We start from the raw sequence: 15,142 nt of genomic DNA, 5'->3' as shown, positions 1-15,142 counted from the left end.
GCGGGAGGCCGATCACTCCAGGTAGGTGTATCCCTGCAGCCCGGCGGAGAGATCGTCGAGGAACTGCTCCTGCTCCTCGGCGGATAGGCCGCTCTCCTGCAACTGTCCGGCCAGGCGGTCACGCAGCACCTTGGCATCGAAGTTGACGTAGGCGAGCACGTCGGAGACGCGGTCGCCTTGCTGGGCATGGCTGAGCACCCAGTCGCCGTTCTCGTCCAGGGCGGCGTCGACCGAGTCGGTGTCGCCGAACAGGTTGTGCAGGTCGCCGAGGATCTCCTGATAGGCGCCGACCAGGAAGAAGCCCAGCAGGCGCTCCTCGTCTTCGCGCCATTCCGGCAGTGGCAGGGTGGTCTCCACACCCTGGCCGTCTACGTAGCCGTCGATGCGGCCATCGCTGTCGCAGGTGATGTCCTGGATCACGCCACGGCGGGTGGGCTCGCGGTTGAGTCCGGTCAGCGGCAGTACCGGGAAGATCTGGTCGATGCCCCAGACGTCGGGCACCGACTGGAACAGCGAGAAGTTGACGAACAACTTGTCGGCTAGCTTCTCGGCCAGCTCGTCGATGATCTCGCGGTGGGCGCGATTGCGGCTGTCGAGTTTCTCGCGCAGGCGGGCACAGGCGGCGAAGTAGACCCCTTCCGACTCGGCGCGAACGGTGATGTCGGCGAGCCCCATGAGAAAGCGGTCGTGCATCTCGCTCATCGCCTGCAGCAGGTCGTGCCAGGCCTCCACCAGCTCGCGCGGTTCCACCGAGTTGCCCAGCAGATCGTGCACGCGCCACAGTTCGTCCAGCTGCGGGTCGTCCTCGGCCAGGCGCGCAGGCGCCTCGTCGTTGACCCGCTCCTCGCCGATCACATTGGCGATCAGCACCGCATGGTGTGCGGTGAGGGCACGGCCGGACTCGCTGATCAGATGTGGATGGGGGATCTCTGCCTCATTGCAGGCCTGGGCGAAGGCGCTGACAACGTTACGGGCATACTCGCGCATGGAGTAGTTGATCGAGCAGAAGCTGCGCGAACGGGTGCCTTCGTAATCGATGCCCAGGCCACCGCCGACATCGACGGTGTCGATCGGTGCTCCCAGCGCCAGCAGGCTCTGGTAGAAGCGCGCACACTCGCGCAGGCCGACCTGGATGTCGCGAATATTGGCGATCTGAGAGCCCAGGTGGAAATGCACCAGCTGCAGGCTGGCCAGTGAATCGGCTTCGCGCAGGCGCTCCACCACCGCCAGCATCTGGCTGGCGGTGAGCCCGAACTTGGACTTTTCACCGCCTGTATCCTGCCACTTGCCCATGCCCACCGAGGCCAGGCGGGCACGCAGGCCGATGCGCGGGGTAACACCGAGGTTCTGGGCTTCCTCGAGAATCAGCGGCAGTTCGGAGAACTTTTCCACCACCAGATAAACGCGGTGGCCGAGTTTCTCGCCCATCAGCGCCAGGCGAATGTACTCGCGGTCCTTGTAGCCGTTGCATACGATCAGCGAGGGGCCGTCGGCGGAGAGTGCCAGAACCGCCAGCAGCTCTGGCTTGCTGCCGGCCTCGAGGCCGACCCGGCCGTGGCCGCGCTCGCGGGTGGCGAGGATCTCTTCGACCACGCGGCGCTGCTGATTCACCTTGATCGGGTACACGGCGGTGTAGCCGCCGATGTACTCCTCCTCGCTCATGGCCAGGTCGAAGGCCTCGCACAGCTGTTCGACGCGGTCGTGCAGAATATCGCTGAAACGGACCAGTACTGGCAGGCGCAAACCGGCCTCGCGCAGCTGATCCACCAGCGGGGCCAGCGGCAAGGCCGGACCTTCGGCCTCGCTGCCGAGCGGGCGCACCAGCGCATGACCGCTGTCGTCGACGTCGAAATAGCCACTGCCCCACTGGTCGATGTTCCAGGTACGGCGCGCCTGCTGGGCAGGGCCGGAGGCAGCTCCCATGGATAGGCTCATGTGTTGCTCGCTTCGGGCAGGGGCAAAGCGCCATGTTTCAGGCGTGCCGTGAGAATGGTATGGAACTGCGCCGGGTCGTGGGGCGTCAGGTCATGGGCCGGTGGGTCCACATAGACCACCAGCAGGCGCGACAGCCAGTAGCGGAGTGCCGTCATGCGCAGCATCGTCGGCCACACCTCGCGTTCGACGGCGGTCAGCGGCCGGCGGGCCTGGTAGGCGTGCAGGATGGCGTCGTGGCGTTCGCGATCCAGTTGACCCTCGGGCCCCGACGCCCAGTCGTTGATCACGATGGCCAGATCGAACAGCAAATCACCGGTACAGCCGTTGTAGAAATCGATGATGCCCCCCAAGCGGTCGCCCTCGAACAGGGTATTGTCGCGAAACAGGTCGCCGTGCAGCGCACCATGGGGCAGTTCGGGGGCGCCGCCGAACACGCCCTGGTAGATCTCCACCTCGTCCTTCATCAGGGCCTGATCCTCGGGCGAGAGGTAGCCCAGCACCTTGTGGTGCATGGCGACGAGCCAGTTGAGATCACGCGGGTTGGGGCGATGGCCGGGAAAATGCTGGGACACGCTATGCATGCGCCCCAGTGCGTCGCCCAGGGCCTGGCACTGCATCCGGTTGGGCGCCATCGGGTGGCGACCGGGCAGCCGTGGAAACAGCAACGACGGCTTGCCGGCCAGGCTGTGCAGGGCGACGCCTTCGCGATCGTGTACCGGCCCCGGCACGGGCAGGCGATGCTCGTCGAGATAATCGAGCAGGTCGACGAAGAACGGCAGCTCCTCGTGCTCCCCCTGCTCGAACAGCGTCAATACCAGCTCGCGGCGGTCGGTAGTGACGAAGAAGGTGGTGTTCTCGGTGCCACCGGCGACTCCCTCCAGGGAGACCAGGTTGCCGACATCGAAACGTCTGAGAAACTCCGCGACCTGTGCGTCGCTCAACGGGGTGAATACGGCCATGTGTCTCTCGCCCAGGTTGCCAAGCCGCCTATTGTAGCGTCTTGGCACTGTGATGCACGTCTGCTGGACACGTTACGGCATTCACCTGGGATAGAGCGCGGCATGGCGGCTAGAAGCGAACCAGTACCCACTGAGGTACGGCGACGCGGTCGCCCTCCTGGCGTTCGAAGTTGCCGTCGCCGTCATGGTCGACCAGGAAGTAGCTGGCGCCCTGCCGCGGGCGGATCTCGATGGCATAGAGCTGGCCGTTGACGCGGTACTCGCGAATGGTGCGATCTTCCTCCTGGCGGATGGTGATGTCGGGCTCGACATCGGCGGAGGATTGGGCCAAAGCGGGCGTGGCCGCCGCCAGCCCGAGGCCGAGGGAAAGCAGTGCTACAGCCAGGAAACGACGAAAAACGTTCATGATGGCCTCCCAAGTGCACATGCGACGATCGCTGCCACTGATTCCAGTGTATGACGTTGGACAGCGTGATCCCAACGATGGCGGCAAAAGTGGCGTGCAATGCGTATCATGGCTGATCAGAATCACATTTTCCTGCACAGACCCAACGGATGCCGATTCATGGCCGATACGCCCATCGTTCTCGTCGACGGTTCCTCCTATCTCTACCGCGCCTTTCACGCCCTGCCGCCGCTGACCACCTCCACGGGTCAGCCCACCGGCGCCATCAAGGGCGTGCTCAACATGCTCAAGCGGCTGATCAAGGACTACCCCGACAGCCCCATGGCGGTGGTGTTCGATGCCAAGGGCAAGACCTTTCGTGACGAGCTTTTCGAAGAGTACAAGGCCCAGCGTCCGCCGATGCCCGACGACCTGCGCAGCCAGGTGGAACCGCTCTACGCCTGCGTGCGTGCCTTGGGGCTGCCGCTGCTGTGCGTCGAGGGAGTCGAGGCCGATGACGTCATCGGTACCCTGGCCCGTCTCGCCACCGAGGCCGGCCGCGACGCGGTGATCTCCACCGGCGACAAGGATATGGCGCAACTGGTCAACGGCCATATCACGCTGGTCAACACCATGAAGGACGAGCTCCTCGACGTGGAGGGGGTCAAGGCCAAGTTCGGCCTGCCGCCTGAGCTGATCATCGACTTCCTGGCGCTGATGGGCGACAAGGTGGACAACATCCCCGGCGTGCCGGGGGTGGGCGAGAAGACCGCTCTGGGCCTGCTGCAGGGCGTGGGCGGGGGGCTGGATGCCATCTACGCCGATCTGGACAAGGTCAGGACGCTCGACTTCCGCGGTGCCAAGACCTTGCCCAAGAAGCTCGACGAGCATCGCGATATGGCCTACCTCTCGTACCAGTTGGCCACCATCAAGACCGACTGCGAACTGCCGGTGGGGCTCGACGACCTCGACATCGCTCATCCCGATCGCGAGGCGCTCAAGCGGCTCTACACCGAACTCGAATTCAAGGCCTGGCTCTCCGAGCTGCTGGCCGGCAAGGACGAGGGTGTCGACGATGTCCAGCGTGGCGCCGGGGTGGTGGGTACGGCGGCAGCGGGCAATCTCGACCCCGACGCGCCGCCGGCCAGCGTAGCGGCGTGCCAGAACCACCTGATCCTGACCCAGGCGGAGCTCGACGCGTGGCTGGCTCGGCTTGATGCCTGCGAAGCCTTCTGCTTCGATCTCGAGACCAACAGTCTCAACTACATGGATGCCGAGATCGTCGGCGTGGGGCTGGCGCTGGAGCCTGGAGAGGCGGCCTACGTGCCGCTCGCCCACGATTACATCGACGTACCCGACCAGCTCGACCGTGCCAGCGTGCTGGCGTCACTGAAGCCGCTGCTGGAGGATCCCTGCCGCGGCAAGATCGGCCAGAACCTCAAGTACGACATCTCGGTGCTGGCCAACTACGACATCCATGTGCGTGGGCCGCTGACCGATACCATGCTCGAATCCTACGTACTCAACTCCACGGCCACCCGCCACGACATGGATTCGCTGGCCCTCAAGTATCTCGGCCAGAAGACGGTGAGCTTCGAGGAGATCGCCGGCAAGGGCGCCAAGCAGCTCACCTTCAACCAGATCGATTTCGAGCAGGCCGTGCCCTACGCCTGCGAGGACGTCGACGTCACCCTTCGCCTGCATTGCGAACTGCGCCCTCGCATCGAGGCGGAAGGGCGCCTGGCCGAAGTGCTCGACAACATCGAGCTCCCGCTGATCCCGGTGCTGTCGCGCATCGAACGCACCGGGGTGGCGATCGACGCCGCGCGCCTGCACGCCCAAAGCCAGGAGCTCGAAGCGCGCATCCAGACGCTCGAGACGCGCGCCTTCGAGCTGGCCGGGCGCGAGTTCAACCTCGGCTCGCCCAAGCAGTTGGGAGAGATCCTGTTCGACGAGCAGAAGATCCCAGTGCTCAAGAAGACGCCCAAGGGCGCACCCTCCACTGCCGAGGCGGTGCTCGAGGAGTTGGCGCTGGACTACCCGCTGCCCAAGGTGATCATGGAGCATCGCGGGCTGGCCAAGCTCAAGTCGACCTATACCGACAAGCTGCCGCGGCTGGTCAACAAGCGCACCGGGCGGCTGCACACCAGCTATCACCAGGCGGTGGCCGCCACCGGGCGGCTCTCATCGAGTGACCCCAACCTGCAGAATATTCCCATCCGTACAGAGGAGGGGCGCAAGATTCGCCAGGCTTTCATCGCCCGGCCCGGCTATCGCATCGTCGCCGCCGATTACTCGCAGATCGAGCTGCGTATCATGGCGCATCTCTCCGGGGACGAAGGGCTGCTTTCCGCTTTCGCCGAGGGGCGCGACATCCACACCGCCACGGCGGCCGAGGTCTTCGGCGTGATGCTGGAGAAGGTCTCGGGCGAACAGCGACGCAGCGCCAAGGCGATCAACTTCGGCCTGATCTATGGCATGAGCGCCTGGGGGTTGGGCAAACAGCTGCACATCGACCGCAGCCAGGCACAGACCTACATCGACCGCTATTTCGACCGCTACCCGGGGGTAGCGCGTTACATGGACCGCATCCGCGCCCAGGCCGCCGAGGATGGTTTCGTCGAGACCGTGTACGGCCGCCGGCTCTACCTGCCCGAAATTCGCGCCCAGAACCATGCCCGGCGCCAGGCCGCCGAACGCACCGCGATCAATGCGCCGATGCAGGGCACCGCGGCGGACATCATCAAGCGCGCCATGATCGAGGTCGACGCCTGGCTGCAGGAAAGCGCCTTCGACGCCTGCATGGTGATGCAGGTCCACGACGAACTGGTGTTCGAAGTCGGCGAGAACCAGGTGGAAGAGTTCATTGGCGAGGTGAAGGCACGCATGCAGGCCGCCGCCGAGCTCAGCGTGCCGTTGATCGTCGAGGCCGAGAGCGGCGTCAACTGGGACGAGGCGCACTAGGGGACGCTAGAAGGGGGTCATCAGGATGACGCCCGACACCAGCGCGAACAGCAGCACGCCCTGGCGCAGACGCCTGGCGTCGATGCGGTGATGTGTCACGCGGCTGGCGACGCTGCCGATGACCAGCGGGGGCAGCAGGTAAAGGGCCCAGAGCAGCTGGTTTAGGTGGAACTTGCCCGCCGCGGCCAGAATGATCAGCGAGATGATCTCGCCGACCAGGAAGCAGCAGGCAATGGTCGAGCGCAGTTCCGGTCCTGGGCGATGCTGGTAGAGCAGCGCCAGGGGCGGGCCGCCGACCCCGGTGGCGGTCTCGGTGATGCCGGTGATGACGCCGACGGTGGCGCAAGCACTGCGCTGTGGTCGAAACACCGGGGCGAACAGGGCGGCGAGCACGGCGATTACCGTCGAGGCGCCGACCAACTGGTTGAGACCGTCGGCGCTCAGGACGACCAGGATCCAAAGGCCGAGGAAGGTGCCGGGCAGACGACCCAGGCTGATCCAGCCGACACCCTTCCAGTCGATTGCCTCGCGTTCACGCAGGCCGACATAAAGATTGAGCGGCAACATCAGAATCAGCAGCGCGATAGGCAGCAGGTCCGGGCGCAGGAAGCCCAGCACCGGGGCGACGATCAACGCGAAGCCGATACCGATCGCGCCCTGTACGAAGGCGGCGATGCCGGTGGCGGCGGCAATGATGACGAAGACGGCGATCTCGTTCATGACGGGCGAGCCGCTCCTGCGGTCATCTTAGCGTCGGCTCCCTGAACCCCGTTGACCGTTGCCCGCTGCGCCGAGGACGGCGGGTGCACTCGGTAGATCGGTGCGCGTTCCACTGCGGCGCCGGCCACCTCGCGCACCTCGCGCAGCAGCGCGCGGGCATCCCATTCCACCGGCCAGCCCTGCCACAGGCGCAGCCGACCGTTGGTGAACACGGCGTCTATCTGGTCTCGATTGGCGTAGCGCACCAGCTCCCACGGACGATCCCAGGACGGCGTCATCTCCGGCACATCGAGATCGACAAGCAGGAAGTCGGCGGCCAGGCCCGGAGCGACCTCGCCAGTCAATTCCTTGAGCCCCGCCGCATCGGCACCGGCACGGGTGGCGTGTTCGAGCCACAGCCAGCCGCCGCCACAGGACGAATCTCCGGTCGCCAGGCCGACGGTCAGGCGCTGGCTGGTCTCGGCGGCATCCATCAGGCGAAAGGCGTCGCTGCGCGTGCCGTCGGTGCCCAGGCCGAAGCGGATGCCCAGCGCGGCCATCTGCAGGGCGGGCGCCACGGCGTTGCCCTTCCACGAGCTGGCAACCGGATTGAAGGCCACCGCGGTGCCGGTGTCGCGCAGCAGGTTGAGTTCCGTTGATGTGACCAGGGTGGCATGAGCCACCAGCGCCTGCGGGCCCAGGGCGCCGACGCTGTGGAGGTGTTCCAGGGGACGCTGGCGACGTGCCACCAAGGAGCGTTCCACGGCCTGGAGGTGTTCGTTGACGTGGGTCTGGAAGATGGTGCCAGCCTCGGCGCAGAGCGAGGAGACGGCATGCAGCATGGCGTCGCTAGCCACCTCGGGAATCGACACCGCCAGCGAAGGCGCGATCAACGCATGCCCCGCCCAGCGGGACAGATGCCGCTCGGCGTCGCGCCGGATCTCGGCGCCATTCGCGGTGGCTTCCGTGCCGCCCTTATCGTTGCAGATGAAGCCCAACACGCAGCGCAGGCCGGTCTCCTCGGCGGCCTGGGCGATGCTGCCGATCTCCGCCGAGGCGCGGGTGCCGGCATCCACTGCGGTGGTGAAACCTCCGCGCAGCGCCTCCAGCGCGGCAAGCTTGGCCGAGAGGTAAAGCGTCTGCTCGTCGAGGCTGGCCTCGAGCGGGACCCAGATGCGCTTGAAGATCTCGGAGGGCTCGCCGAACACCAGCGACTTGCCCAGCGATTGGGTCAGGTGATGGTGGGTGTCGATGAAGCCGGGCATCAGCAGCTTGCCCGGCAGCTCGATCGGCGTCAGCTCGGGATGACGGGCGAGCAAGGCGGCGCGCTCGCCGATCTCGGTGAACTTTCCCTCGGAGACGAGAACCGCCTGGCCCTTGGCGCAGCCGCTTCCGAGCAGTACCTCCTCGGGGAGCAGTAGAAGGGTGTCGGCGTCGAAAAACTCAGGGGAAAGCATTCCCTGGCCCGCGGTGTCGCGGGCCTGTGAAGGAGTGGACATGGGGGTTCCCTTTTTACTTGCTCTTGATGTGTTCGCCGGCGAGGTCGACCTGCTTGGTGGCCGGTGCCGGGGTGCGAGAATGACCCAGGTGATAGAACAGGATATTGACCAGCACTGCTGTCAGCGTGCCCATGGCCAGGCCATTGCCAAGGACGATCTGCAGGTGCTGCGGGAAGGCGCTGTAGAAGCCGGGCACGACGATGGGAATCAGGCCCATGGCCAGCGCCGCGGCCAGCGTGAACATGTTGCCGTTCTGATTGAAGTCGACCCGGCGCAGGATATTGATGCCCATGACGCCGATGATGGCAAAGACGATCACTGCTGTGCCCGCCACCACGGCGGTGGGGATGGCATAGGCCAGCCGCCCCAAGGGCGCGCAGAGGGCCAGCAGCACCAGCATGGCGCCGGCGGCGATGGTCACGTAGCGGGAGCGTACGCCGGTGGCGCGGATGATGCCGATATTCTCGCCGCTGGTGATGATCAGTGAGGTGCCGAAGCAGCCGCCGAACAGCGAGCCAAGGGCGTCGGCACGGATGTTGCGCGGCACGATGGCCTTATGGTCGCCCTTGCGCTCGACAATCTCGGCGGTGGCGAGTGTCTGGCCCGTTGCCTCGGTCATCGATACCACGGAAAAGATGATCAGTGGCAGCGAAGCGAACAGGTCGAACTTCGGCATGCCGAAGGGGAAAGGCTGTGGGAATGCCACTATCGGCCCCTCCAGCACGCCCGAGAAGGACATCGCGCCCGAGGCAACGGCCACCGCGGCACCGGCCAGCAGCCCCAGCATCACGGCGATGCGCTGCCACATGCCGGTGAAGCAGCGGGCGAAGATCACGGTACAGGCGATGGTGACCAGGGCCAGGCCGATGTTGCCCATGGCGGCGAACTCCGGGGACCCTGGACGGCCGGTGATCAGGCCGCCGAAGATGCGAATCAGATTGACGGCCACCAGCAGCAGCATGGTGCCGATCACGATGGGTGGGAAGAATCTCAGCACCCGGGTGAAGAAGGGCAGGGCCAGGAAGTAGAAGAGGCCCGTCAGGATCACGGCGCCGGTGGCTGTCTGCAGATCCGTGGCCTGGGCGATGGCCAGGAAGATCACCAGCGGGGCGCCTCCGGGTACCTGAACGAAAGGCAGGCGAGCACCGAAACCGGATACCCCAACCGACTGCAGGATGCCGGCCAGGCCACAGGCCAGGAAGATGGCACTCATCAGACCGACGGTGACATTGTCCGGCAGCTCCAGGGTATGACCGATCAGGAAGGCGGCGGTAATGGGGGCGGCCGCCATCACCAATACGTGCTGTAAGCCGTAGAGCAGCATGGTGCCCAACGGCAAGCGCTCATCGACGGGTTCGACCGTCGCATCGGGTGGGTTGGGAGTGGTGTTCATCATGGATCCTCTTGTTGTTGTGGTGGCCCGGTAGAGGGCTGAGGCAGAGAGCCGACTTGGCATCCTGAAATCACCCTAGCGGGGCTGATCTGTTCTGGTCCATAATAAAATTTCGTGACAACTGTTGCCGAAAAAGCAACGATTGAGCAAGGAGAGGGCATGCATCTGCTGCTGCCTGGATTACGTTACTTCGAAGAGGTGGCGCGGCAGGGGTCGTTGCGGAAGGCTGCCGAGCGTTTGCACGTGGCGGCGTCGGCGATCAATCGACAGATCCTCAAGCTGGAAGACGAGCTCGGGGTTCCACTTTTCGAGCGTCTGCCCCGCGGGTTGCGGCTCTCCCCAGCGGGAGAGCTGATGCTTCACCAGATTCGCCAATGGCAACGTGACGAGAGACGCTTGCAGGAGTATCTGGGTGAGATCCGCGGTACCGGTTGCGCAGAGGTACGTATTGCCAGCGTGGAGTCACTGACGGACCAGCTACTGCCCCAGGTGCTGGCTGCCTTTCATGAGCGCTTCCCTCAGGTGCGCTTCAAGCTGGTGACCGGCATGACCGATGCCATCCTCGAGCAGGTGGTCACGGGGGATGCCGATATCGGACTGTGTATCAATCCCCCTATCACGCCCAAGGTCCGTTTCATCGAGCAGGTTGGCCTGGAGTTCGGGGCCGTGCTGGCGCCAAGTCATCCATTGGCCGAACGCGAGGCGCTGTGGTTAAAAGAATGCCTAGCCTATCCGGCGCTGTTGCCCAGTTCCGAGATGTTTCATGGCTCGACCCTCCAGCAGGTATTGGCCAGGGCAGACCTTGAGCTGGAGCCTGTCGCTGCGGGGAACCGGATCCTCACCCTCAAGTCGCTGGCACGAGCTGGGCTTGGTGTCGCCTTCCTCAACCGACTCGACATCGCTCGCGAACTCGCCCATGGCGAGCTGATGTTCAAGCCGTTGTTCGATCGGCATATCGCCAAGGCGCAGTTGACCCTTTGTGCCCACAGCGACCGTGCCCTGCCCATGGCTACCTCCATTTTGGCGGAACGGCTGCGCGAGGCGATGCTGTCTATCGAACCTGGGTCGGCGGATTAGTCGCCTGGCCCGGTCGGCAGACGGCGGCCACTGGTCGATCCTGACACCTCAAACGCAATCGCCCGCGGCCATGGCCGCGGGCGTTCTTGCACGGTAAGGCTTAACGCCAGCCGGCGCGATCGAAGATGCGGATCGCTTCCGGGTTGTTCTCACCCAGGATGTTGACGTTGAGGTCGTCCTTCTTGAACTCGCCCCAGGACTCCAGCGTCTCGCTCATCTTCACGCCCTCGACCACGGGGAACTCGTAGTTGCCGGCGGCGAAGATCTCCTGGGCTTCGTCGGAAGCCAGGAACTCGAGGAAGCGAACCGCATTCTCCCGGTTGGGTGCGCCTTCGACCACGCCGGCGCCACCGACGTTGATGTGGATGCCGCGGTCGTCCTGGTTGGGGAACAGGATGCCGACTTTCTCGGCCACTTCACGGTCGGCGGCTTCCTCGGATTCGAGCAGGCGCACGTAGTAGTAGTGGTTGGCCACGGCCAGGTCGCACTCACCGGCAGCGACTGCCTTGATCTGGTCGGTGTCGCCGCCTTCGGGATCGCGCGCCATGTTGTTGACGATGCCCTGGGCCCACTCCTCGGCACCTTCCGCACCGTGGTGCTCGATCATCGAGGCCAGCAGCGACTGGTTGTAGATGTTGTTGGAGGAGCGGATGCACACCTCGCCTTCCCAGCGCGGATCAGTCAGGTCCTCGTAGGAGGTGATCTCGTTGGGATCGACATTTTCGGGGTTGTAGAAGATCGCCCGCACGCGCTGGCTGAAGCCGAACCACTTGCCTTCGGGGTGACGCATGGCTTCCGGCAGACGCTCGGCGAGCACGTCGGATTCGACACTCTGGAAGATGCCGTCCTGCTCGGCGCGCCACAGGCGACCGGCATCGACCGTGATCATCACGTCGGCAGGGCTGGCCACGCCCTCGCGCTGGATGCGTTCGATCAGCTGGTCGGAGTCGCCCTCCAGCAGGTTGACCTTGATCCCGGTCTGCTCGGTGAAAGCCTGGTAGAGCTTCTCGTCGGAGTCGTAGTGGCGAGCCGAATAGAGATTGAGCTCATCGGCGGCTGCCGTGCTGGCCAGTGCGGAGCCCGCCAGCATGGCGGCGAGCGGAGCGACGAGACGATGACGGTGGATCATGATGGTTTCACCTCGAGAGGCTGACTAGGTTTTTGTTGAAGCAATGATAATACGTTGCATTACGTTGAGCGCTATTGAAGCGTTTTGCGTACAAGCCGTCAAGCCTGCCGCAGGAAGCCCATGCGTGCGGGGTGCGGCGAAGCTGACCGGAAGCAAGAAAATGCGAAAAAATTGGCAAATGCGATTTGATTTCAAACGTATTTGCTGGACATTTCGGGTAGGATGAAGGTTGTCATTTCCCCTTGGATCATGTCGCCTGCTCTATGACTAGCCAATCGAAGCCAATGGAAGTCGGACACGCTCCCTACCGTCAGACCACTGCGCTGTCCATGGAGGGGGTGCACCACACATTCGACCGCCAGGCCGCCGTGCGTGGTGTCGACCTGGACGTGGCGCCCGGCGAGGTCGTCTGCCTGCTGGGGCCGTCAGGCTGCGGCAAGACCACCCTGCTGCGTATCGCGGCGGGGCTCGAGGTACTGCAGCAGGGACGTGTATCCCTCAACGGTGGTGAGATTGCCGTGCCCAAGGGGCGCCACGTGCCGCCGGAGAAGCGCAACGTCGGCCTGGCCTTCCAGGACTCGGCGCTGTTCCCGCATCTCACGGTGATCGAGAACGTCACCTTCGGTCTGAAGGGCGAGCCGCCCCGGCAGCGCCGCGAGCGGGCCCTGGCGCTGCTCGAACAACTGGGCATGGCCGCCTATGCCGAAAGCTACCCGCACATGCTTTCCGGAGGGCAGCAGCAGCGCGTGGCGCTGGCCCGCGCCCTGGCGCCGGCCCCGCAGCTGATGCTGCTCGACGAGCCCTTTTCCAGCCTCGACGCGCGCCTGCGCGACCGTATCCGCGACGATACCCTGCACGTGCTCAAGAAGGTCGGTGCCGCTACCCTGCTGGTGACCCACGATCCCGAAGAGGCCATGTTCATGGCCGATCGTATCGCCCTGATGCGTAATGGTCGCATCGTGCAGATGGGCACGCCTCGGGAGCTCTATTGCGCGCCCTGCGATCCTTTCGTCGTCGCCTTCTTCGGTGAGGTGAACGAGCTGAGTGGCGTGGTACAGGGTGGTCGTGTGCAGACTCCGGTGGGGCCGGTGGAGGCCGGCTGGCTGCCCGAAGGGAGCCAGGCACTGGTAATGATCCGGCCCGAGGCGCTGCGCATCACCGAGCACTTCGAGCCGGCGCCGGAGCATCGCTACAGCCATGTGGTCATGGCCAAGCTGCTGGGGCGCAGCAGCCTGCTGCACATCTGCGCCCACGGCGAGGATGGCAGCGAGGCCCACCTGCATGCCAGGGTACCCGGCGTCTTCCTGCCTGCCGAAGGGCAGCGGGTCGACATACACCTCGACCTGTCGCAGGTCTTCGTTTTTCCCTCAGCGGCTGCCTGAGCCGGGGCGCGAGCGGCGCATCGCCATGCTCAGCAGGACCACCGGAACGATGCCGACGACGACGATGGCCAGTGAGGCCGTCGAGGCCTCGGCGAGGCGCTCGTCCGAAGCCAGGCTGTAGGCCCTGACCGCCAGGGTATCGAAATTGAAGGGGCGCAGGATGATGGTCGCCGGCAGTTCCTTCATCACATCGACGAAGACCAGGATGCCGGCGGCGATCAGGCTGCCGCGCATGATTGGTGTATGCACCCGCTTGAGCGTGCCGGTCGGCGTCTGGCCCAGAGTGCGTGAGGCGGCGTCCATGCTCGGCGTTACCTTGCCCAGGCTGGCCTCCACGGTATTGAACGACACCGCCAGAAAGCGTACGACGTAGGCATACACCAGGATGAACGCCGAACCGCTGAAGATCAGCCCGACGATCTTGCCGTAGTGGGCGTGTAGCCAGCTGTTCAGGGTGTTGTCGAGCCAGGCGAAGGGAATCAGGATACCCACCGCGATCACCGAGCCGGGAATTGCGTAGCCCATCGAGGCGATCCGCGTGGCGATGCGCGTCAGCGGTCTGTCGTGAAGGCGCACCCCATAGCTGAGAACGACGGCCAGGCCCACCGCGATCACCGAGGCGATGACGGCCAGCAGCAGGCTATTCCAGGCGAAGTCGAGGAAGCGGGTGCCGAGCAGCGCATCGCCCTTGGCGATGGCCATCTGCAACAGCAGGCCACAGGGGATCAAAAAGCCGATCAGTACCGGCAGGGCACAGGCCATGAAAGACGTAGCGGCCCGCCAGCCTTGCAGGCGGTATTCGGGCAACTGCTGGTAGCGGTTGGTGGTATGGAAATACTGGCGCTTGCCCCGCGACCAGCGCTCCAGCAGTACCAGTGCGATGACGAACAGCAGCAGGCAGGCGGCTAGCTGGGCGGCGGCGACCTGCTCGCCCAGGCCGAACCAGGTGCGATAGATACCGGTAGTGAAAGTGTCGACGCCGAAGAACTGTACCGCGCCGAATTCGTTGAGGGTTTCCATCAATACCAGCGAGACGCCGCCAACGATGGCCGGACGTGCCAGCGGCACGGCCACGCTGGCGAACAGGTTCCACGGGCCGCGCCCCAGCGTACGGCCAACGTCGAGCACGCACACCGATTGCTCCAGGAACGCGGCCCGGGCCAGCAGGTAGACGTAGGGGTACAGCACCAGGGTGATCAGCGTGGCGGCGCCGCCCAATGAGCGAATATTGGGAAAGTAATAATCACCGCGCCCCCACTCGAAGATCTCGCGCAGCCAGCTCTGCACAGGGCCTGCATATTGCAGTAAGTCGGTATAGGCATAGGCGATCACATAGGTGGGCACGGCCAGCGGCAGCAGTAACGCCCACTCGAAGATTCGCCGACCCGGGAAGCGACACATCACCACCAGCCAGGCGGCACCTGTGCCGATTACCATGCTGCCGAGCCCCACCGTGACGGCGAGGTAGAAGGTATTGCCCAGGTAACGGCCCAGCACCGTACTGGCCAGGTGCTGCCAGACGCCTTGGGTCGGCATCACGATATGGGCCAGCACCACGATGACCGGCAGGGCGACGACGAGTGCCACGGTCAGGATCAGCAGTGTCCAGAGGCTCAGGCGGCGAGACAGCGAGGAAAGGCCGGTAGTCGCGGATCGGAACAAGCGGGAACTCCTTCACTGGCCGGCGCAACAGCGCAGTAATGCGAGGCGGTAACGGCCG

The 15,142-nt window shown here is 64.8% G+C and carries 11 protein-coding genes; 3 read left to right on the top strand and 8 right to left on the bottom strand.

The window, feature by feature from the left end:
• Positions 1-12: 12 nt before the first annotated feature.
• The 3 genes from speA to ACRWQA_RS20550 form a co-directional block, all read right to left on the bottom strand.
• Positions 13-1,935 (bottom strand): biosynthetic arginine decarboxylase, encoded by a 1,923-nt coding sequence (speA, locus tag ACRWQA_RS20560; protein ID WP_446326222.1) that lies wholly within the window; start codon positions 1,933-1,935, stop codon positions 13-15.
• On the bottom strand, positions 1,932-2,894 hold the full coding sequence (locus ACRWQA_RS20555) for a homoserine kinase (protein ID WP_263581573.1): 963 nt from the start codon (positions 2,892-2,894) through the stop codon (positions 1,932-1,934). The genes speA and ACRWQA_RS20555 overlap by 4 nt, the downstream gene beginning before the upstream one ends.
• Before the next feature lie 109 nt (positions 2,895-3,003).
• Positions 3,004-3,300, bottom strand: a complete 297-nt coding sequence (locus ACRWQA_RS20550) for a DUF2782 domain-containing protein (RefSeq protein WP_263581572.1) — start codon at positions 3,298-3,300, stop codon at positions 3,004-3,006.
• A gap of 159 nt (positions 3,301-3,459) precedes the next feature.
• Between ACRWQA_RS20550 and polA the strand changes: the two genes are divergently transcribed.
• A complete protein-coding gene (gene polA, locus ACRWQA_RS20545) occupies positions 3,460-6,243 on the top strand; it encodes a DNA polymerase I (protein WP_263581571.1) in 2,784 nt (927 codons plus the stop codon).
• A 6-nt stretch (positions 6,244-6,249) separates the two neighbouring features.
• Here the strand turns inward: polA and ACRWQA_RS20540 are convergent, their stop codons facing one another.
• Genes ACRWQA_RS20540 through ACRWQA_RS20530 form a run of 3 tightly spaced genes read right to left on the bottom strand, consistent with a single transcriptional unit; the run spans position 6,250 to position 9,837 of the window.
• Positions 6,250-6,963 (bottom strand): sulfite exporter TauE/SafE family protein, encoded by a 714-nt coding sequence (locus ACRWQA_RS20540; RefSeq protein ID WP_263581570.1) that lies wholly within the window; start codon positions 6,961-6,963, stop codon positions 6,250-6,252.
• A complete protein-coding gene (locus tag ACRWQA_RS20535; protein WP_263581569.1) occupies positions 6,960-8,441 on the bottom strand; it encodes an amidohydrolase family protein in 1,482 nt (493 codons plus the stop codon). Before ACRWQA_RS20535 ends, ACRWQA_RS20540 begins: the two co-directional genes overlap by 4 nt.
• A 13-nt stretch (positions 8,442-8,454) precedes the next feature.
• Complete coding sequence (locus ACRWQA_RS20530; protein WP_434229754.1) at positions 8,455-9,837, bottom strand: uracil-xanthine permease family protein; 1,383 nt, start codon at positions 9,835-9,837, stop codon at positions 8,455-8,457.
• A 156-nt stretch (positions 9,838-9,993) separates the two neighbouring features.
• Here ACRWQA_RS20530 and ACRWQA_RS20525 point away from each other — a divergent pair, with 156 nt between their 5' ends.
• Complete coding sequence (locus tag ACRWQA_RS20525) at positions 9,994-10,911, top strand: LysR family transcriptional regulator (RefSeq protein ID WP_263581567.1); 918 nt, start codon at positions 9,994-9,996, stop codon at positions 10,909-10,911.
• Positions 10,912-11,011: 100 nt separating this feature from the next.
• Here ACRWQA_RS20525 and ACRWQA_RS20520 read toward each other — a convergent pair whose 3' ends face one another.
• Positions 11,012-12,040, bottom strand: coding sequence for a Fe(3+) ABC transporter substrate-binding protein (locus ACRWQA_RS20520; RefSeq protein WP_263581566.1), 1,029 nt, complete (start codon positions 12,038-12,040; stop codon positions 11,012-11,014).
• Between the two features lie 284 nt (positions 12,041-12,324).
• Between ACRWQA_RS20520 and ACRWQA_RS20515 the strand changes: the two genes are divergently transcribed.
• Positions 12,325-13,422, top strand: coding sequence for an ABC transporter ATP-binding protein (locus ACRWQA_RS20515; RefSeq protein WP_263581565.1), 1,098 nt, complete (start codon positions 12,325-12,327; stop codon positions 13,420-13,422).
• On the opposite strand, the gene ACRWQA_RS20510 is transcribed toward ACRWQA_RS20515, so the two are convergent.
• A complete protein-coding gene (locus ACRWQA_RS20510) occupies positions 13,408-15,084 on the bottom strand; it encodes an ABC transporter permease (protein ID WP_434229749.1) in 1,677 nt (558 codons plus the stop codon). The two genes, ACRWQA_RS20515 and ACRWQA_RS20510, sit on opposite strands and share 15 nt — an antisense overlap.
• Between the last annotated feature and the right edge of the window lie 58 nt (positions 15,085-15,142).

This window comes from Billgrantia sp. C5P2, from assembly GCF_051062895.2.
This window is presented reverse-complemented; position numbering and strand designations above follow the sequence as displayed.